General features: G+C 55.7%; 18 protein-coding genes. 9 read left to right on the top strand and 9 right to left on the bottom strand.

Annotation, left to right across the window (positions count from 1 at the left end):
- Positions 1 to 54: 54 nt before the first annotated feature.
- The 6 genes from recO to ACZ5D1_RS08035 form a co-directional block, all read right to left on the bottom strand.
- Positions 55 to 801, bottom strand: coding sequence for a DNA repair protein RecO (recO, locus tag ACZ5D1_RS08060; RefSeq protein WP_011367937.1), 747 nt, complete (start codon positions 799 to 801; stop codon positions 55 to 57).
- A 20-nt stretch (positions 802 to 821) separates the two neighbouring features.
- Positions 822 to 1,808, bottom strand: coding sequence for a helix-turn-helix domain-containing protein (locus ACZ5D1_RS08055; RefSeq protein WP_027181091.1), 987 nt, complete (start codon positions 1,806 to 1,808; stop codon positions 822 to 824).
- 14 nt (positions 1,809 to 1,822) lie between these two features.
- Positions 1,823 to 2,764 (bottom strand): peptidyl-prolyl cis-trans isomerase, encoded by a 942-nt coding sequence (locus ACZ5D1_RS08050; protein ID WP_011367939.1) that lies wholly within the window; start codon positions 2,762 to 2,764, stop codon positions 1,823 to 1,825.
- A 124-nt stretch (positions 2,765 to 2,888) separates the two neighbouring features.
- Positions 2,889 to 3,896, bottom strand: a complete 1,008-nt coding sequence (locus ACZ5D1_RS08045; protein WP_027181093.1) for a SurA N-terminal domain-containing protein — start codon at positions 3,894 to 3,896, stop codon at positions 2,889 to 2,891.
- A 21-nt stretch (positions 3,897 to 3,917) separates the two neighbouring features.
- The gene (gene mfd, locus ACZ5D1_RS08040; RefSeq protein WP_464556504.1) at positions 3,918 to 7,376 is read right to left on the bottom strand and encodes a transcription-repair coupling factor; all 3,459 of its coding nucleotides are present in this window, start codon (positions 7,374 to 7,376) and stop codon (positions 3,918 to 3,920) included.
- Between the two features lie 91 nt (positions 7,377 to 7,467).
- A complete protein-coding gene (locus tag ACZ5D1_RS08035) occupies positions 7,468 to 7,944 on the bottom strand; it encodes a chemotaxis protein CheW (protein WP_011367942.1) in 477 nt (158 codons plus the stop codon).
- A 241-nt stretch (positions 7,945 to 8,185) separates the two neighbouring features.
- On the opposite strand from ACZ5D1_RS08035, the gene ACZ5D1_RS08030 reads away from it, so the two are divergent.
- Positions 8,186 to 8,413, top strand: a complete 228-nt coding sequence (locus tag ACZ5D1_RS08030) for a hypothetical protein (RefSeq protein WP_464556502.1) — start codon at positions 8,186 to 8,188, stop codon at positions 8,411 to 8,413.
- Between the two features lie 129 nt (positions 8,414 to 8,542).
- Positions 8,543 to 9,780 (top strand): IS3-like element ISDde2 family transposase gene (locus tag ACZ5D1_RS08025; protein WP_455697283.1). Its coding sequence is split into 2 segments (ribosomal slippage): positions 8,543 to 8,897 and positions 8,897 to 9,780, totalling 1,239 coding nucleotides; the frame shifts between segments, so codons are not numbered across the junction.
- Between the two features lie 56 nt (positions 9,781 to 9,836).
- On the opposite strand, the gene ACZ5D1_RS08020 is transcribed toward ACZ5D1_RS08025, so the two are convergent.
- Positions 9,837 to 11,174 (bottom strand): UDP-glucose dehydrogenase family protein, encoded by a 1,338-nt coding sequence (locus ACZ5D1_RS08020; RefSeq protein WP_011367944.1) that lies wholly within the window; start codon positions 11,172 to 11,174, stop codon positions 9,837 to 9,839.
- A gap of 175 nt (positions 11,175 to 11,349) precedes the next feature.
- Between ACZ5D1_RS08020 and ACZ5D1_RS08015 the strand changes: the two genes are divergently transcribed.
- From ACZ5D1_RS08015 to cimA, 7 genes are read left to right on the top strand one after another with little or no spacing between them, the layout of a single operon-like run.
- On the top strand, positions 11,350 to 12,075 hold the full coding sequence (locus ACZ5D1_RS08015) for a pyridoxine 5'-phosphate synthase (protein ID WP_464556500.1): 726 nt from the start codon (positions 11,350 to 11,352) through the stop codon (positions 12,073 to 12,075).
- Between the two features lie 21 nt (positions 12,076 to 12,096).
- A complete protein-coding gene (locus ACZ5D1_RS08010; protein WP_011367946.1) occupies positions 12,097 to 12,468 on the top strand; it encodes a holo-[acyl-carrier-protein] synthase in 372 nt (123 codons plus the stop codon).
- Positions 12,469 to 12,506: 38 nt separating this feature from the next.
- Positions 12,507 to 14,153: an NAD(P)H-hydrate dehydratase gene (locus tag ACZ5D1_RS08005; protein WP_464556497.1), complete on the top strand. Its 1,647-nt coding sequence runs from the start codon at positions 12,507 to 12,509 to the stop codon at positions 14,151 to 14,153.
- Entirely contained in the window at positions 14,146 to 14,598 is a 453-nt protein-coding gene (locus ACZ5D1_RS08000; RefSeq protein ID WP_011367948.1) for a CBS domain-containing protein, read from the top strand. The genes ACZ5D1_RS08005 and ACZ5D1_RS08000 overlap by 8 nt, the downstream gene beginning before the upstream one ends.
- A 14-nt stretch (positions 14,599 to 14,612) precedes the next feature.
- A complete protein-coding gene (gene tsaE / locus ACZ5D1_RS07995; RefSeq protein WP_011367949.1) occupies positions 14,613 to 15,104 on the top strand; it encodes a tRNA (adenosine(37)-N6)-threonylcarbamoyltransferase complex ATPase subunit type 1 TsaE in 492 nt (163 codons plus the stop codon).
- Positions 15,105 to 15,153: 49 nt separating this feature from the next.
- Entirely contained in the window at positions 15,154 to 16,383 is a 1,230-nt protein-coding gene (locus ACZ5D1_RS07990) for an aspartate kinase (protein WP_464556495.1), read from the top strand.
- Positions 16,384 to 16,394: 11 nt separating this feature from the next.
- Positions 16,395 to 18,011, top strand: a complete 1,617-nt coding sequence (gene cimA / locus ACZ5D1_RS07985; RefSeq protein ID WP_011367951.1) for a citramalate synthase — start codon at positions 16,395 to 16,397, stop codon at positions 18,009 to 18,011.
- Between the two features lie 84 nt (positions 18,012 to 18,095).
- On the opposite strand, the gene ACZ5D1_RS07980 is transcribed toward cimA, so the two are convergent.
- Both ACZ5D1_RS07980 and ACZ5D1_RS07975 read right to left on the bottom strand, forming a co-directional pair.
- Positions 18,096 to 19,208 carry a GGDEF domain-containing protein gene (locus ACZ5D1_RS07980; protein WP_027181097.1) on the bottom strand — a complete coding sequence of 371 codons (1,113 nt, stop codon included), beginning with the start codon at positions 19,206 to 19,208 and terminating at the stop codon, positions 18,096 to 18,098.
- Positions 19,209 to 19,247: 39 nt separating this feature from the next.
- A complete protein-coding gene (locus tag ACZ5D1_RS07975) occupies positions 19,248 to 19,934 on the bottom strand; it encodes a thermonuclease family protein (RefSeq protein ID WP_464556492.1) in 687 nt (228 codons plus the stop codon).
- Between the last annotated feature and the right edge of the window lie 11 nt (positions 19,935 to 19,945).

Below are 19,945 nucleotides of genomic sequence, written 5' to 3'. Positions count from 1 at the left end.
TTTCCCCTAAATCACTATAAATAGTACACCATCCGGCCGGAACGGTCCGTCCCGTCATATTCTGCGGAACCGGCCCTTATCCCAGACAAGGCCTACATGGTATTGAATAAACGCATCAACAGCGCGGCCCCACTGCTTCCACCCTTCGGGTGACAGCGGAATATCAGTCCACATGAGCGGGGGATTCTCCTGCACAAATCGAACGGCGTCAAGGGTTTCAGCGGACATCATAAAACCGCCGCCGGACGCGCCCCCGTGTGCCGAACACTCAAACACACCTTCACGGGGCAAAAAGCGGACACCGGCAACATCTTTCAGCCGCATGCCGCAGCGCGCACAACGGACAGGATCAATGCGATAGCCCTGATCAAAAGCCAGCCGCCCCCGAAAAAGCACCGGAAAAATTTCCGGCACCACATCGGCCGTTTCCAGCAATTCCAGCATGCCGCACGTCAGATCATACGCATCGGCAGCACCCTCAGGCCCTACTCCCATGGCTTCCACAAACTTGATGCAGTTGGCAGCCACACCGGTACGGCCCCAGTCGGAGCGCAAACGGACAGGGCCGTTGAGCAGAGTCCCTTCGTCCAGACACAGATATGTACGCCGCTTGTCACTGGAAACCTTTACCAGCACATGGTTGAGCGCATCAAGACACCCGCAGAAACGTCTGCGGCTGCGGCACCCGCCAAAAGCAAACGCAGTAATCACGCCTCTTGAGGGAGACAAAAAGCGGACCCATAAGTCCGCTTCCCGAAATCTGCCGGTGCGGAGCACCAGCGCTTTTTCCGTAAAATCCATATCCCTCTTGCCGGTAACGGCTATGGAAACTGCAACGTAACCACATCTCCGGGTGCGGCTTCCACCGGAACGGCACGCCCGTTCAGCTTCACGTCCACTCCGCCGCCATTGCCCAGCTTGACAGAAAGCGACTTGTCAAACCGGAACACCACCGCCTGACCGGCCCGCAAAAAAAGCTCTTGATCTCTCACATCATCCATGCGGGCCTCTATCCAGCAGTCGAGGCGGGCCTCGACCCGCAGTTGCTGCTCACCTGCGGCTGCGGCTTTTTTCTGACCGGCCACAGGGGCCTGTTCTGCCTGCGGAACAGGAACTGCCGGAACAGGCGGGGCAACGGGGGCTTTTTGCGGCACAGGCTGCTGTGCTGTCTGTGCACCGGTGCCGGCGGTGTCTGCCGCAACGGCCATTTCTGCAGGCGCCGGAGCAACGATACGGGATGCCGCACCGGAAGAGGCCTTGCCGGTTTCGTTCACAGGCTCGGCTGATTCCGCGGCATTGCCCTGCACAGAGGTGGCGTTGCCTTCAGCCGCGGACGGCGTGGAAACCGCAGGCACCGCAGCAGCCGGCACAGACGACCCGTTGCTCTGCACGGTATCGCTCCGCTGCTGTTTTTCGGCAACCACAGGAGCCACCAGATAACGGTACGCCAGGTAACCGCCTGCGGCAAGCAACACCACAACAAGCAATCCGGCCACCAGCGGAGCGGTTCTGCGCCGCGGTTTTACCACCAGCTTGGGCGGCGGCAGCACGGGATCATCGTCACTGTCGTCCACAAATTCCTGTTCAACGACTGAACGCACCAGTTCGGCATCAAACTCCAGCAAACGGGCATAGGTTTTGACAAACCCCTTGGCATACACGGGGTGAGGAAAACTGTCGTTGCGGCCCTCCTCAATGGAGGAAATGATTCTTGCGGCGATCTTGGTGCGTTTTTCCGCATCCTTCAAAGACATGCCGCGGGCTTCACGCGCCTGCCGCAGCGCCTGTCCCAATTCTTTCAAGGTCATCAGCGTCTCCTTGACTAGAGGCGGATATCAACCACCGCACGTTCACGCAGCTTTCGTGTATATTCTTCGAAACGCTCTTTAAGCATGGGTTCACGCAGCTTAGCTTCAATTTCATCGGCCACTTCGTCCACGGGGCGGACAGTGCCTTCAATCACTTCGTCCACATGCAGATAGGCCGCACGGCCGTCATACTCAATCGGGCGACTGAGGCCCCCTGCGGCCACACCTTCAAGAGCCTGCTTCCACTGGCTCACCAGCGAACTCCAGTCCAGCTTGCCTATGGCACCGCCGCTGCTGGCTGCAGGGCCCACAGAATATTTCTTCACCGCATCGGCAAAGCTGATATTCCCCTCGCGGATATCGCGCAGCACAGGTTCCGGATCTGCCGTGGGGGCAAATACAAGCAGGCTAAGACTGATGGATTTATCCTGCATATATTCGTTTTTATGCTCTTCGTAATACGCTTCAATATCCTGACGGGTCACAACGACCTTTCTGCTGACCATAAAGGAAAGCAGCTTCTGACGCATGATATTGTTGCGGATAAGCCCCCGGTAAAAATCAAGATCCTGACCTTCGGACTTCAGCTGAGCCACCAGCTGATCTTCGGTTATCTGCATGCGGGCCAGCAGCGAACGCAGTTCATTATCCACGGCGGCATCGTCTGCCCCCAGATTATAGCGTTCAGCTTCCTGCACCATCAACCTGTCCACGATCATGTCTTCAAGAGTCTCGGACTCAATCTTTTTTATGGCGGCCGCATCCGCAGGATCAAGGGCACTGAGGCCGGCACGGTGCAGCTTGGAAGCGGCACGGGCCTGCAGGTCGTATTGTGTGATTATCTCACCGTTCACAACGGCAACAATTTTATTGATTACCGTTTCCGCCCCGGCACCGGCGACAAACACCGCAAGGGCAGAAACAGTCAAAACGCCGAGCTTGAGTAGACGCAGCAAGAAACCCTCCTGAACAGCCCGCACAACGGGCCAGTTGGTAAGATGCATATAATCTGTGGGATGTAATATCTTTTAATCAGCATTGCAACGAGCGCCGGAAAACACCTGCCCGTCAAGGGCCGCGTCAGCTTGCCCCCGTGGCATTGAACGCTTCCGGAGCGGCAGGCTCCTCCGGCTCCGGCGCCAGTTCCGGAACAGGAGTCTCATCTTCGCCGGGGCGAAGCAACAGGTCAGAAACTTTCACCTCCGCGCTCTCCAGACGTTTTTCCAGCCATTGAGCATAGACCTGCTGCATTTTCTCCTCGATAAGCAGACGCTCGATGATGGGATAGGCCTGAGACGGACCGAGAACTTTTTCCGGCAGCAGCCCCAGCATGATAAAAGCCTCATAGCCAGCTTCGCCGTTAAGCACAGGTGAAGCCTGCCCGTCTTCAAGCTTGGCCAGCAGCTGCTTCCATGTGCCGTGAACCCGGTCTTCTCGCATTTTCAGCTCCCGGACCGAAAGCTGGCTGAAGCTGCCGAGCACCTCTGCCCGGTCCTTACCTTCTGTCAACAAATCGCGGGCCTTTTCCACAGTGCCTCTGTCCGGTCCGGAAATGTACAGAAAATTAATTCTTTCCGGCAGGTAAAAATCGCTCAGATGCGCTTTGTAATAATCTTCAGCTTCTTCAAAACTCAAAGAAATCGCAGGCCGCAGAATTTCGGAACGGAACTTTTCGCGCTGCAGATGCTGCCGCAGCATATACCGCCATGTGGCAAGGTCTATGTAATCTTCGACAAGCACTTTTTCAAACTCACCGGGGGGGTAGTCGGCCCGCACCTCTTCCTCGGCTTTCAGCACCTCTTCATCTGTCACGTCCAGTCCGGATTTTTCCAGATCCTGCTCCACAAGGCGCTGTACAATAAGTCCGGCAAGCGCACTGCCGTAGTCCTTGCGCAACTGATCGACGGAAGGGACCATGGCGCCGCTCCAGCTCAGATGATCCAGATCATAGCGGGCTTCCAGCTCCTGAAGATACACAGGGCTGCCGTTAACCGTGGCCACCACGCCCTGCTGTTCCACATCGTCTTTGCAGCCGGCTGCTGCCATAATCACACATGCAGCCACCACGGCCGCAATCTGTCTGCGCATATCCATCCCGATTGGTTTTAGCTACTGTGCCCGCAGCAATTCAAGTTCCGACTGCAGGGCAGAAAGCCGGTCTTCAAAAGCGGAACCTTCCGGCAGCTGGATTTCCATGATGGCAGGCGGCACCAGACGTGCCCTGCCTGCCCTTTCTGCAACCCAGCCCACCAGTGTGGCAGGAGAAACCGCTCCGGCGTTTTCCGCCCAGGTCAGCCTCACCTTATCCGCAAAAATATCAGCCTTCTGCACATCAAGAGTACCCAGATAACGCTTGAGGCGCAGTATTCCCAGAAAAGCCTGAAGCTCCTGCGGAAAATGACCGAACCTGTCCCGCATTTCCAGCTCGATACTTTCCTGCGCAGCACCGTCCGCTGCCGAAGAAAGAGCCTTGTAATACTTCAGACGCTCTCTTCCATCGTCCATATAGCCTTCGGGAATATGAGCCGTAATGCCTATGTTAAGCTCGGTCTGCACATCATCGCGCACCGGCTCACCCTTCAGGCGGGCCACTTCTTCTTCAAGCATTTCAAGGTACATGTCCAGACCGATCTTGACCATGTGTCCGGACTGCACCTCGCCAAGAATATTACCGGCCCCACGCAGACGCAGGTCTTCCATGGCGACCTGAAAACCGGCCCCCAGATAATCCATTTCAAGTATTATTTTCAAACGCTTGCGTGCAAGTTCCGGCACACCGTCCACATCCGGCACAACAAAGACAGCATGAGCCTGCCGGTCGGAGCGGCCCACCCTGCCGCGCAACTGATACAGCTGCCCCAGACCGAACATCTGCGCCTGATCCACCACAAGCGTGTTGGCACGGGGAAAATCCAGCCCCGATTCCACAATGGCGGTACAGACAAGAACGTCCAGTTCCGCATGCCAGAACTTGTGCATGGTTTCTTCCAGCGCCTTTTCCGACATCTGGCCGTGGGCCATACCCACGCGGGCGTCAGGAACAAGCGACCGGACATACTCGGCCACACGCTCAAGTCCCTGCACCCTGTTGTGCACCCAGAAAACCTGCCCCTCGCGCTGCAGTTCGCGCAGCAGAACCTCGCGCAGAATATCAGGGTCCCGGTCTATGAGAGCGGTCTTTACGGGCTTGCGCTCCGGCGGAGCCGTTTCAATGACGCTCAGCTCACGGATGCCCGACATGGACAGCTGCAGAGTCCGCGGAATAGGAGTTGCAGTCAGGGTAAGCACATCCACATTCCTGCGCATTTTCTTCAGGCGTTCCTTATGCCGCACGCCGAACCGCTGTTCTTCATCCAGAATAAGCAGGCTCAGATTCGGCAGGATGACATCATCAGACAAAATCCTGTGCGTACCGATCAGAATGTCAATCTGCCCGCGTTCACACGCGGCCAGCACTTCCTTCTGACGCTGACGTGAAACAAACCGGCTGAGCATACCCACATTGACGGGAAACTGCCCGAGGCGGCTCCGGAATGTCTGGAAATGCTGTTCCGCCAGCACGGTGGTGGGGCACAGCAGAGCCACCTGTTTTCCGTCCATGGCGGCGCGGAATGCCGCCCGCAGTGCGACCTCCGTCTTGCCGAAGCCCACATCGCCGCATACAAGTCTGTCCATGGGTTCAGCACGTTCCATATCATCAAGAACGTCCTCGATGGCCCGCGCCTGATCAGGAGTCTCCTCAAACCCGAACGATGCCTCGAACTCGCGGTACATGTCGTTTACGGGAGAATAACGGTATCCTTTTGCAACCTTGCGCCACGCATACATCTCCACCAGATCATGCGCGATCCTCTCGATGGCTTTACGGGCTTTGGACTTGCTGGCGCTCCAGCCGGCACCGCCCAGCTTGTCCAGCGAAGGTGCCGTACCGTCAGGCCCCTTGAACCGCTGAACCAGAGAAAGTCTGTCCACAGGCAGGTACAGCTTGTCATCACCGGCATAACGGAGCAGAAGGTAATCGTTTGAGACGCCCCCCAGATCCATTCGCAGCAAGCCCTCGAAGCGGGCGACGCCGTAATCGCGGTGAACCAGCATGGCCCCCGCCTCAAGGTCGTCGTAGGATTTCAACCCCGCAAAAGCGCCGGACCGCACCCTCTGCTGCCGTGTACGCGGCTGCAGCACATCTTCGCCCAGCACAACCGAGTTATCCCACTGCAGTTCAGCCCCCTTGCGGAAAGCCGACACAAGAGCAAAAACACCAGCGGTGCTTTTGTCATACCGCAGATACGGACTGATGCCGTCCTGCTGGGCCAGTGAAAGAAATTTGGCCCTGCTGCGCGCCGAACCGAAACTCAGAACAGTCTGGCGTCTGGTGCGGCTCCATTCCTTGAGAGCTTCAATAAGTGTCTGCCACGGCCGGTCGCTCTGCTCTTTTTCGTAAAAAAGATCCTGAAAGACCTCATACCCGCGTTCCGGCAGGTTTTCTCCCTTCTGCTCCACTCCCATGACCAGTTCTTCAAAGTACACACGCACTGTCTGCCCGAACAAAGCGGTGACGTCTTCCGCCTCACGGATGGTCATGGCCGCAGGCTGGTGAATGCCGTACTCCCGCTCCTGCTGGTCGGAAAAATCATCCCAGGTTCTGGCAGACTGCTTGAGTGCTTCGGCCACATCCCTTTCAGCAGGCAGAATATAGACCGCATCGGGCGGCAGCCAGCGCTCCAGAAAAACGGCATCCTGATAGTATACCCCCGGCAGTAGCGTTGCACGGGCCTCTCCTGCGGCCCCATCAAGCGCTGCAGGCGCACCGTCCGGCAGCAGGCCGGACTCGGCAGCCCGCTGCCAGAAGCTGCGGGCCTCGGCACGGGGTGCGCCTTCCAGCACCACCGGCGCAGTGGGAATAAGAGTCACCTCCGCAAGATTGCCTTTTGACCTCTGGCTTGAAGGATCAAAAAGACGGATTTCTTCCAGAGTGTCGCCGAAAAAGTCCAGCCGTACCGGTTTGGCATAGCCCGGCGGAAAAATATCCAGAATATCCCCGCGCAACGCTATTTCTCCGGGCTGGGTGACATATGCGGTGCGCGTGTATCCCCACTCCACAGCCTGTTCCATGACCAGCCCGGGGGACATGTCCTCGCCGGTCGAAAGAACCAGCTGATGCTTATCAAAAAGGGAAGGAGGAGGAAGCTTGGGAATGAAATTATCAAGCGATACTATGACCGCCTGCGGCATGTGCCGCCTGTTGAGCGCATACAGGCTGGCCATGCGTGCTGCCCACGCAGTACGTCCGGGGCTGCCCGCCGGATGCTGGGGAATAATAATCCAGCGACGCTCCCACGCGGGTACCGTCAGACTCACGTCCTCCGACGATTCGTCCGGCGAAAAGAGCGTTGCCAGCGCCCTGAGCTCTGCCAGCTCATCAGCATTGCGGGCAACCAGCACAACACTCCGGCCCTGATCAATCAGTTCCTTTGCCAGTCTGGCACGGGTCGCAGGGCCGCTGCGGGCCACATGCAGGCTGTGCGCCGCACCGCCGCCCAGCCTTTTCGCTATTTCTTCAAACTGCACAGTGAATCCGTAAAAAAAAGTACGTCAACAAGCAAAAGCCGCCACCCCGCTGACGGGTTGATGGCGGCTTCAGCAAACGCGACAAGGCAGGCTACAGCGTGCCAAGTGCGCTCATATCTTCGTGTGATAGCAACCGGTCGAGATCGAGCAGAATCAGAAGCCTGTCCTGCAGCTTGCCCACACCGCTTATGTAATCCGATTCCATACCTGCAACCACCGGTGGCGGCGGTTCGACCGTTCCGGCCGGAATACGCAGGACTTCGGAAACCGAATCCACAATAAAGCCCACGATCATGTTATTTATCTCAATAACAATAATACGCGTATGCTTGTCATGCTTTTTGGAATCAAGTCCGAATCTGCGACGCAGGTCAATAATGGGAATGACCTTGCCGCGCAGATTGATGACACCTTCGACAAACTCGGGAGCCCGGGGTACTTTCGTGATCTCCATGGTACGGATAATTTCCTGTACCTTGAGGATCTCGACGCCGAACTCTTCTTCGCCGATACTGAATGTCACCAGCTGCAACAGCTCGTCATCCTGCTTTCTCTGAGTCTCATTCATGCTGACAACTCCTTTGTCAAATCCGTGACCGGATCTGCTCCTGCCGCAGGGCAAGAATCACTTGCATAATTGTGAACCAAAACAAGAGCGTTGGCAACCCATGCCGGTTATAAGACAGTCGGGGAAGCACACCCCGCAGTCTCCTACAAAATGGTTGTAAAACGATTCGCGGTCGCGTAAAAGGATTTTTACCTGTTTATAACCGGCAGCCGCCTAACACCGCGCCACGGAGCACTTCTCAATGGCTCACATTTTTCCGTATCCCGATGATGTCCCGCTGAACGTTCAGATCAAGTCCTTGGGAGACGAAGAATTACTGGATTTCTGGGAAGAGACGCAGTTCCTTGAAAAAGTATTTCAGGAAGAAATAATACCCGTTCAGCAGCACTCATTTGAATACGAAAAGCTTATTCTGCAGGAACTGCAGCTGCGTTCATGCAGGCGCTGTCTTGCCGAACGCCGGTTTTAGAACATTTTTTGTCCGGCACCGCAAATTGTGCTGCTCTGACCAAAAGAGAAAAGCCCCGCGCAAGCGGGGCTTTTTTTTACAATACTGTGTCCCGTCCTGAAATAGGTTGACAAGTAAGGAGCCTATTTCATGGAAAGTGAAAAGAATCAGCATGTAAAGCGCACCCAACGAGACTACACGATGGCCTTTAAAATATCCGTCGTGACTCAAGTGGAACAAGGCGAAATGACATACAAGCAGGCTCAGAAGATGTATGGTATTCAAGGGCGCAGCACTGTGCTTATCTGGCTTAGAAAGCACGGAACTCTTGATTGGAGCAAGCCTGTGGTACATTCGAGTAAATCGCCAAAAGCTAAAGAGACTCCCGCGCAGCAAATCAGAAGATTGGAACGGGAGCTGAGGGACGAGAGGCTGAAGAACATGCTTCTCAACGAAATGATTGACATTTCAGACCGCGAATACGGGACTGCCATAAGAAAAAAGTTTACCCCCGAGCTGCACGAAATCTTCAACAAAAAGCCAAAGTAAGCTTGGCGGCTTGTTGCAGGCAGCTCGGGGTGAGCCGCCAATCTGTTTATCAGGCCGAAAAGCGTTTTGAATTCCGAGCTATCCAGCTTCAAGTTGTGAAAGAGCTGGTGCTTGCCGTCAGAGCCAGAATGCCTCGGCTTGGAACCAGAAAGCTGTATTCGCTGCTGTGCGATGCTATCAGCGCAAAGGGAATCAAGCTTGGGCGCGATGCTTTGTTCGCGTTGTTACGAAAGGAGCACATGCTCATAAGGCGCAAACGAAACTACACAAAAACAACAAATTCAAAGCATTGGCTCAAGAAGCACCCGAACTTGTTTAAAGATATCCGACCATCAAGTCCGGAGCAGGTTTTTGTTAGTGACATCACATATCTTTCGACAAGAGAGCAGACCTACTACCTCACCTTGGTGACGGATGCTTATAGTAGAAAGATCATGGGACATAGCCTCAATCGGGATCTTGGAGCTGAAGGGGTGTCCAAGGCACTGGAAAAAGCTGCCAGGAACCGTTTGACTACCAAAGAGGCAATCCACCACTCTGACAGGGGGCTTCAGTACGCATCGACCATCTACCAAGACAAGTTGAGTAAGGCAGGGATGCTTTGTTCCATGACTGATGGATACGATTGCTATCAGAACGCTTTGGCTGAACGGGTGAATGGCATCCTGAAGCAAGAGTTTCTATTTGTGCCATGCAAAAGTTACGATGAGTTGAAGGCAGTTGTGGACGAGTCGATCGGAATCTATAATACGGAGCGTCCTCATCTTAGCCTGAATATGAAGACGCCGGAGTATGTACATAAAATGGGCTGTGAGGTTGCCCTCACAGCCCAAACTTGAACAATCTAAAAAACGTCAACTCATTTTAGGACGGGTCACTGCTTTGCAAATGAAGATCATTTGCCGGAGGGCCGCCCCACGCAGAAGTAGGCGAAGCCTTCCTTCGCCATAAATTCAGGCGAATACAGGTTTCTGCCGTCAAACAATATGGGCGCGGTAAGTGACTTGCGTACGCGGCCGAAATCAGGATTACGGAACTGATTCCACTCGGTGACCACCAGCAGAGCCTGCGCGCCTTCCACAGCTTCGTACTGTTCATCCACAATGGTAACCAGAGGATTATCGGCCAGCAGTGCACGTGCATTGTCGGCAGCCACGGGGTCGTATGCCTGAACCTTCATGCCCTGCGCGGTAAGTTCCTGTATTATAGTCAGGGCTGCCGCTTCGCGCATGTCATCAGTATTGGCCTTGAATGCCAGCCCCCACAAGGCGATGGTCTTGCCCTGCACTCCGCCCTGCGGGGCAAAGTATTCCAGAATCCGCTCAGCCATGTGTTTTTTCTGCCGGTAGTTCACATCCTCCACAGCTTCCAGCAACTGGGGTCTGAATCCGTACTCCCGTGCGGTATGGATGAGTGCCTTGACGTCTTTGGGGAAGCAGGAACCGCCGTAGCCCACTCCCGGATAAATAAAATGGTAGCCGATACGGTGGTCTGAACCTATCCCCGTACGCACGTCGCGCACATCTGCCCCCACACGCTCGCACAGCGTGGCGATCTCGTTAATGAACGAAATTTTGGTGGCAAGCATGCAGTTGGCCGCATATTTGGTCATTTCAGCACTGCGCACGCCCATAACAATAAGCTTTTCACGACTGCGGGCAAACGGCGCATACAGCTGCTTAAGGTATTCTGCCGTTTCGGCGCTGTCGGTTCCCACCACCACCCGGTCAGGCTTCATGAAATCGTTGACCGCATCGCCTTCCTTGAGGAACTCGGGGTTGGAAACCACGTCGAACGGAATGTCCACCCCGCGCTTTTCCAGTTCCGCGGCGATAATGGCGCGAACCTTGTCAGCGGTACCCACGGGTACTGTGGATTTATCAACCACTATTTTTCTGTCAGTCATGCCGGCGCCCACCTGACGGGCCACCTGTTCCACAAATCCAAGGTCGCAGGAGCCGTCATCGCGGGAGGGGGTACCCACAGTGATGAACACGAAAAGCGAGTCCTTCAACCCGTCTTCAAGACTGGTGGTAAACTGCAGGCGCCCCTCTGCGTAGTTGCGGCGTACAAGTTCTTCCAGTCCCGGCTCGTAAATATGCACCTTGCCGGCTTTCAGCGTTTCGACCACCTCGGGATTCACGTCCACGCAACGGACGGTATTACCCATTTCAGCAAAGCAGGCGGCGCTGACAAGTCCTACATAGCCAGTACCGACAATACAAACGTTCATTATGATATCCTTATAGCGTTGAGTATGCTTCCTTGATCAGTTTTCTGCACGATTCAGTTACTCACAACCCCCAAAAACGTCAATGCCTGGCGGGCGGCCCCGTTTTTTTGAAGACGGATGCTTGACTTTCCGGCAGGCTCTTCTGAGAGTGCAAAAAAATATTCAGGAGACTGACATGCCTGTGCTTGTTGTTAATGTTGATCATGTTGCCACCCTGCGCCAGCAGCGCATGGGAAAAGAACCGGAACCGGTCACCGCAGCCCATCTGGCTGAACTGGCCGGAGCCCGCGGAATAATAGTACATCTGCGTGAAGACAGACGGCACATTCAGGACAGGGATGTGGAGATGATAGCGGCCACCCTGAACACGCGCATGCATCTGGAAATGGCCGGCACCCCCGAAATGCGCGAAATTGCCCTGCGTATCAACCCCCATATTGTCTGTCTGGTTCCGGAAAAAAGAGAAGAACTGACAACCGAAGGCGGACTGGTTGTGGCCGGACGCGAAAAAGAGCTTGCAGCCTACCTTGCCCCCATACATGCCAGAGGCATACGCTCCAGCCTGTTCATAGAGGCAGAACCCGCGCAGATACGTGCCGCGCGTAATGTCGGTTCGGAGTATGTGGAACTGCACACCGGACACTTTGCCGACGCAGCCACTCAGGACGAGATGCGCCGGGAGCGTGATAAAATCGTACGCGGCGTTGAACTGGCCCGCACGCTCGGGCTCAAGGTTAATCTGGGTCATGGGCTAAACTACACCAACATCTACGAATTCAAGAACGTTTCCGGAATCAGCGAATACTCCATCGGGCATTCCATTGTTTCCAGAGCTGTGCTGACAGGCATGGAAAAAGCCGTGGCACAGATGGCGGCCATCATAGCCACGTTCAGCGAATAGCCCTTCACCGCGGAAACAGGCATGATTTTAGGAACAGGACTGGACCTGACCGAACTCGGACGCATACGCGCCGCCCTTGAAAGGCAGCCTGAAAGGTTTCCGCGCCGCATTCTGCATGATTCTGAACTTGCGGCCATGCCACGTCTGTCCGTCGCGTGGCTGGCCGCACGTTTTGCCGCCAAGGAAGCCGCGGCAAAGGCACTGGGAACAGGATTCACCGGCGGTGTGGCGTTCAGGGACATCGAAGTGTATAAGGAACTGTCGGGAAAGCCATGCCTGCGCTTTCACGGCGCCGCGTTTGAGCATGCACAAAAAATGGGTGTGAAAAAAATCCACCTTTCACTGACCCACGGCAGAGACACCGCTGCCGCCGTTGTCATACTCGAAGGCTGACAAAGGGGCCCCGCGGATCTGCAACAAGAGGTGTGTTTATGTTTCTCCCCCTGCCCACACCACAGGAAATGAACCGGTGGGATCAGGCTGCCGTTGACGAAGCGGGCATGCCTGCCGAGATGCTGATGGAAAACGCCGCCCGCGAAGCTTTCAGAGTGCTGTGCGGCTGCTTTGAAAAATCCTCGGCAACGGGCGCGCATACGGCGGAAGACCCTGCATGGTGCCTTGCTGAAAAGCGCATCCTCTGTTTCATGGGTGGAGGAAACAACGGCGGCGATACCGCCGCACTGGCCAGACTTCTTTGCGGTGCCGGTGCCACCGTGCTTGTGGTGCACACGCGCCCGCTTGAAGATTTCCGGCAGGAGGCGGCATGGCACATAGAGCGTGCACTTCAGGCGGGAGTGCTTTTTGTACAGTATGACGCATCTTGTCCCGCAGTTATCCCCGCTGTCCTTTCCACCAAGGAATTATCAAACTGGAACGACGACGCCTGCCCGGTGCCCGTCATGCCGGACATCGTGGTTGACGGTCTGCTGGGAACGGGACTGCAGGGCGAAGTGTCAGATTCGCTGCTGGCACTTATCCGGCATATCAATGCGCTGGCACGGACCGCATTTGTCTTTTCACTGGATATTCCCAGCGGTATGGACGGACTGACGGGGCTGCCCTCTCCGGAGTGCGTCTGTGCCCGCTGCACCGTCACATTTCAGGCTCCGAAGACAGGACTGCTTCACCCCGAGGCAAAGGAATATACCGGCAGGCTGCACATACGGGACATCGGCATTCCTCCCGCTATCCAGAACAGATATCCCACGCGACTTCGCAGGGCCACATGTGCTGTTGCCGCACTGCCCCCCCCGCCCTCGGCGGCCATGCACAAGGGCACGGCAGGCCGTGTGCTGGTCATCGGCGGGTCCGCAGGGCTTTGCGGTGCTCCGCTGCTGGCGGCTGCCGGAGCCTTGCGCGCCGGTGCCGGACTCGTCACGGTGGCCGTTCCTGCCCGCCTTGAAGCCTGTGTCAGACATGGCAATCCGGACATCATGACATTGCCGCTTGCGTGCGGCGACGACTGGGCCGCTTTTGACGCACGCATGCTGGAAGGGCTGGATGAGCGCTACGACGCAGTCATTGTGGGCAACGGCATGGGGCGCTCGGCTCACGCCGGCGAGGCGCTTGCCGAAATTTTGAAAACCCCCAGGCCTGCCTCCGTCATCGATGCGGACGCACTTTTCCATTTACGCCACCCTACGCAGATGCTTGCATTGATGCGTGAAACAGATATTCTTACACCTCATCCGGGCGAAATGGCTTTTCTGACGGGCCTGACCATAGAGCAGGTACAGGCAGACAGGCTTGCCGCGCTGGAAATGCTGACGCGGCGCACAGCAGCAACCTGTATTCTGAAGGGCGCAGGCACTCTGGTGGGCAGCACACAGTCATTTACAGCGTTTATCGACGCCGGAGGGCCGTCACTGGCGGTGGGCGGCTCCGGCGATGTGCTTGCCGGTATATGCGCCGCATTTGCGGCACAGGGCCTTGGGGCATTCAATGCCGCCGCCGCTGCGGCATTCATCCACGGAAAAGCCGGAGAACTCCTGTTGCAGGAATTTCCGTTGCGCGGTACTACCGCATCTGAAATAGCTGATACCATTCCCCGTACCAGAAAGGAGCTTTATCATGCTTAGCGCAAAAGACATCATGTCCGCAGACCCTGTGACCGTAGCTCCTGACATGGATATCATCGAAGCCACCAAACTGATGCTGGAATACAAGTTCAACGGCCTGCCCGTTGTGGACGACGCCGGCAAGCTGGTGGGAGTGCTGTGTCAGAGCGACCTTGTCGCTCAGCAGAAAAAGGTCAATCTGCCCTCTCTTTTCACCATTCTTGACGGCTTCATTCCGCTGAAATCGCTATCTGACATGGATTCGGAAATGCGCAAGGTCGCTGCCACCCGTGTCAGCGATGCCATGACCGACAATCCGGCCACTGTCACGCCGGATACCCCGCTGGATGAAGTCGCCACCCTGATGGTGGATTCCAAGTATTATACGCTGCCCGTTGTCAAGGACGGCATTCTTGTCGGCGTTGTCGGCAAAGAAGATGTTCTGCGCACGCTGGTCGGCGTTTAGCCCGTATTCAAGCCATGCAGCTTTCACTCAGGCTTCATGATGCAGAAGCCACGCTGAAACTGGGAGCGATACTTGCGGACTGCATACGGCAGTCCGGCAGTGGTATTGCGCTTCTTCTCTGCGGCAGTCTGGGTGCCGGTAAAACAACACTTGTCCGCGGACTGGTGTCGGCCCTGCCCGGCGGCTTTGCCGCTGAAGTGAGCAGCCCCAGCTTCAATATATGCAACATATACCCCACCGGACCGGAAACGGTGCACTACGACCTGTACAGGCTGCAGGGTGCTCCGGTGGATGACAGTCTTTACGATCATGTGGAAGACGGTTCTTCCGTCGTGATTATCGAGTGGGCCGAATACCTGCCTGCCGATGCAAAGCCTGACAACGCTCTGGTGCTCACATGGCTCGAACAGCCCCAAGGCAGACTGGTAACCATCCAGGCTTCCGGCACCGGAGCAGAAAATGTACTTGCCTGTCTGACCCCGCAGACGGCCGGGTTCACTGCATAAGCACAACACGGCGCCCTTTGAAACTACGCTAAACGATTAGGATTACGGTATGCGTATTCTGGTTCAGAAGTTCGGTGGAACTTCAGTCGCAAATCTGGAATGCATGCAGCATGTCAAGCAGAAAGTGCTGCACGCCCGAGAAAACGGTTACAAAGTAATAGCCGTTCTTTCCGCCATGTCCGGAGAAACCAACCGGCTGCTCAACATGGCCGGCCAGTGGTCGCAATGCCCCGACGAGGCGGAAGTGGATGCGCTCATCTCCACGGGCGAGCAGGTCTCGGTATCGCTTTTTGCCATGCTGCTGCAGAACGAAGGCATCAAGGCCCGCTCGGTGCTTGGTTTTCAGATTCCGCTGAAAACCAATACGGCCTACAGCCGTGCCCGCATTCTTGATATCCGCAAAGACACCCTGGTCGAACTGCTTGAAGCGCACGATGTGCTGGCCGTTGCCGGCTTTCAGGGCATAAACGATGATAACCGCATAACCACGCTCGGTCGCGGCGGCTCCGATACTTCTGCCGTGGCGCTGGCGGCGGCTCTGGGCTGTGAATGCGAAATTTATACTGATGTGGACGGCGTATACACGACAGACCCCAATATGTGTTCCTCAGCCCGTAAACTGGACCGCATTTCCTATGACGAAATGCTTGAGATGGCCAGCATGGGAGCAAAGGTTCTGCAGATACGTTCTGTGGAATTTGCAAAAAAATACAAGGTGCCTGTCCGCGTTCGCTCAACTTTTACCAATGATTCAGGAACATTGCTTACTCAGGAGGACTCTCAGATGGAAGCCGTCATGGTATCCGGCATTGCATATGACAAGGATCAGGCACGAATTACCCTACGCGGTGTGCCGGACACGCCCGGCGTGGCCGCGTCGCTGTTCTGTCCCCTTGCCGATGCCGGCATAGTGGTGGACATGATAGTCCAGAACCCGAGTCTGGACGGCGTCACAGACATGACGTTCACCGTTCCCCGCAAAGACCTGACGAGAGCGCTTGAACTGGTGGAAAAAACCAGAGCAGAAGTGGGCGCCAAGGAAGTGCTGCACGACCTCAATGTTTGCAAAGTTTCGGCAATCGGCGTCGGCATGCGCAATCATTCGGGCGTTGCCAGCAAAACTTTTGCCACGCTGCGCAGAGAAAACATCAATATTCTGATGATCAGCACTTCTGAAATCAAAATAACCTGTCTGATAGAAGAAAAATACACAGAACTGGCCGTCCGCACACTGCATGATGCCTTCGGCCTCGACAAAGATCAGTCACAGGCGGGCTGACACACAATGCCATGAAGCACATAGAAATATACGACACCACGCTGCGTGACGGCACTCAGGCCGAGGATATAAACCTCAGCACCGAAGATAAAATCAAGATAGCTCTCAAGCTGGATGAGCTGGGAGTCCGGTATATTGAAGGCGGCTGGCCGGGGTCCAACCCTGTGGACAGATCGTTTTTCAGCGATATTGAAAACTATGCCCTGAAAACAGCGCGCATTGCCGCTTTCGGCAGTACGCACCATCCTAACTTTCAGGCACAGGAAGACCCCAACCTGCGGGCCATTATCGAATCGGGCGTCAGTACAGCCACCATTTTCGGCAAAAGCTGGGATGTGCATGTCAAGGAAGCGCTACGTGTCACAGAGCAACGCAATCTGGAAATCGTTCACGATTCCGTTGCCTATCTGCGTCAAAAGCTCTCGGAAGTGCTTTTTGACGCCGAACATTTCTTCGACGGCTTCAAGGCAAATCCCGACTATGCTCTTGCGGTGCTCCGGCAGGCTTATGCAGCCGGAGCCCGCGTGCTGGTGCTGTGCGATACAAACGGCGGCAGCCTGCCCAGTGAAGTGGCAACCATAACCGCCTCTGTGCGCAAAGCCCTGCCCGATGCCGCGCTGGGCATACACGCACACAACGACTGCGAGCTTGCGGTGGCTAATTCCATCGCCGCGGTACAAAGCGGGGCAACCCATATTCAGGGCACAATGAACGGAGTCGGTGAACGCTGCGGCAACGCCAACCTCTGCTCCATCATCCCCACGCTGGAACAGAAATTTGCCCGGACGTATCAGTGTCTGCCCGAGGGCAGGCTTCCGCAGCTGACACGTATTTCCCATTTTGTCTCCGAAGTGGCCAATGTGCAGCCGTTCAGCCGCCAGCCCTTTGTGGGCAGGTCGGCCTTTGCGCACAAGGGGGGCATTCATGCCAGTGCCGTTAACCGTATGGCCAGCCTGTATGAACATATGGACCCTGAAGAAGTGGGCAACAGACAGCGGGTACTGCTTACCGAACTTGCAGGCAGGAGCAACATTGTTTCCATAGCCCGCAGATTCGGTTTTCATCTCGACAAGGATGAACCAGTTGTCAAAGGTCTTCTCAAGGAACTGAAAGACAACGCAAGTCTTGGGTACGACTATGCGGCTGCAGAGGCATCTGTGGAGCTGCTGCTTTTTAAAAAGCTGGCCCGCAGGGGTGTCCGGCAGTTTTTCCGGCTTATCAATTTCCGTGTCATAGAGTCAAAACAGGGACGCGACGCCGAACCCATGTCGGAAGCCACAGTCATGGTAGAAGTGGAAGGAGTGGAAGAGCACACGGCAGCTTCCGGCCGGGGTCCTGTCAACGCGCTGGACAACGCCCTGCGCAAAGCGCTTTCGGGTTTTTATCCCCGCCTCAACGAAATGCGGCTGCTCGATTTCAAGGTGCGGGTGCTGAACGGAAGCAAACGCAGCGACGGCGGTACGGCCTCCGTCGTACGGGTGCTCATTGAGTCCGGTGACCAGCATAGCCGCTGGGTAACCGTAGGGGTATCATTCAACATCATCGAAGCCAGCTGGCAGGCGCTGGTGGATTCCATTACCTACAAACTGTATAAAGACGAAGGTGAACAGCGGGCCAAACTGGGCTAGCAGAACACAATTCCCGCCACGGCGGGGCCCGATAAAAATCAAGGCCGGTCACCCGGCCTTTTTCATTCAATTCGCTGTCTGCGTTCAGCTGTCCACAAGCTCATACCGGCTGTTGCCGTCCTGATCATCACGGTACCTGAACACCAGATTACGTCCGCCGCGTTTGGCCTCATAAAGAGCCCGGTCTGCGGAATCGATAAGATTATCCTCATAAGCGCCGCGCCACAAACTGCTGGCAAAAGCCACTCCGGCACTCAGGGTGATGCTGATGCCGCTTCGCACCACCTCCCCGCTGTTATTGCGGATGACAAAGTTAAAATTCTCCATGCTGCTGCGGGCGCTCTCTGCAATTTTTTCCGCCAGAGAAGCAAGTGCCCCTCTGAGCACCACGGAAAACTCCTCGCCCCCGTAACGGGCAACAAGAAAATCTTTTTCGTGTTCGGCAGCATGCCCGCGGACAGCCTCCTGTAAAATTCTGGCCACGGTCTGAATGGCCTGATCCCCTATGCGGTGGCCGTATTCGTCGTTGAAATTTTTAAAATTATCAATGTCCAGCATGATGAGAGAAAGCGGGGTTCCCTCTCTGCGCCAGCTTTGAACCGCGCCGGAAAGAAAGGCATCAAATGCGCGCCTGTTATGCAGACCACTCAAAGGATCACGCTGGGTCAGTTCTGTCATGGCTGCGGCGTCACGTTCCATCTCAAGCAGAACTTCACGAAAGGTATCTTTCAACAAAGCCACGACTTCTTCGGGCTCTCTGCCCTCGGTCACCGCCTGAATGCTGCGGGATTCCAGATGCTCCACATCACCTTTTCTGCGCAGCAGGATACTGCGGAACTCGCCGGCAAGAGCCATGGTTTCCTGCATGGCCCTGTTAAGGCGCTGCTCATAGGGTGCCACAAGAATCTGTCTGTCACGCTCCAGAATTCTCTCGTAATTCCGGTCTGAAAAATCTTTGTTTTGCAACAGGTCAACAAGCAGTTGCTGAACCTGCATTTTCTGTTCATCTGTCAGATAGGAATATTCCTGCATGCCTCGCATGTACAAAACAAGAGTCCGCCACTTTGCATCACGGGGCACTCCTGCGTTGTCAAGAGCTTCGCACATACGGCCGTCAGCAGAAAAATCGCAGTGCAGGCGGTCGTCGCAGACAGCATGCACCGAACCGGCAACATCTTTAAGCGGGCTAATCTTCATAACACTATACCTGTCAGCAGAAGGATTATCACTACATGATCACTGTAACGGCCAGACATCGCATGACCTTGCCGGAGCCATGCCTGCCATGAAGCTTTCGGTCAGAGTATCAAAATGCACGACATTCCGATAGGAAATTTTATAATAGGCTTCACATTTCTGTGTAAAAGACCGCATACTGCGCCTGTTTCCGCGGTACCCCCCCTGCGGGGTCGCCAGGTCTGCCACATGCCTCCACATGCCTGTCTTTGCGGTTATTGCCCGCCGTTGCGCGGCCAGCAGGGTGTCGCGCAGCCCGACAGGCGTATCGGCGTGCTGATAAAGCCAGGCTGCCCCTGACGCGACAAGCACTTCGCTCAGCAGGCGTCTGTCCGGCAGATACACGTCTGCCAGTACCCTTCCGTACCTGTCACGGCTGCTTTTTTCCATATCGATCAGCACCTGCCGTTTCTTCAGCAACCCGACAAGCTGTTGATGCGCTCTGTGTGCATAAAAGCCGGAAGCATGGCCGTTACGGCCCACTTCGGGAGCATCAATTCCCCTGAGACGGACAACTGTTCCGCCGGCAAGGACTATCGTATCGCCGTCAGGTACCGAGGAGATATCATACCGCAGGAGTCCGGCTTCTGCAGTGCAGGCAAAACACGCCAGCAGAAACGTGCACAAACATAGTCGCATCACTGCATACGCGGCAGGTACGCTCACCGGCAGGGCTTTTTTATGCATGAAACACCAAA

This window comes from Oleidesulfovibrio vietnamensis (assembly GCF_055388115.1).
This window is presented reverse-complemented; position numbering and strand designations above follow the sequence as displayed.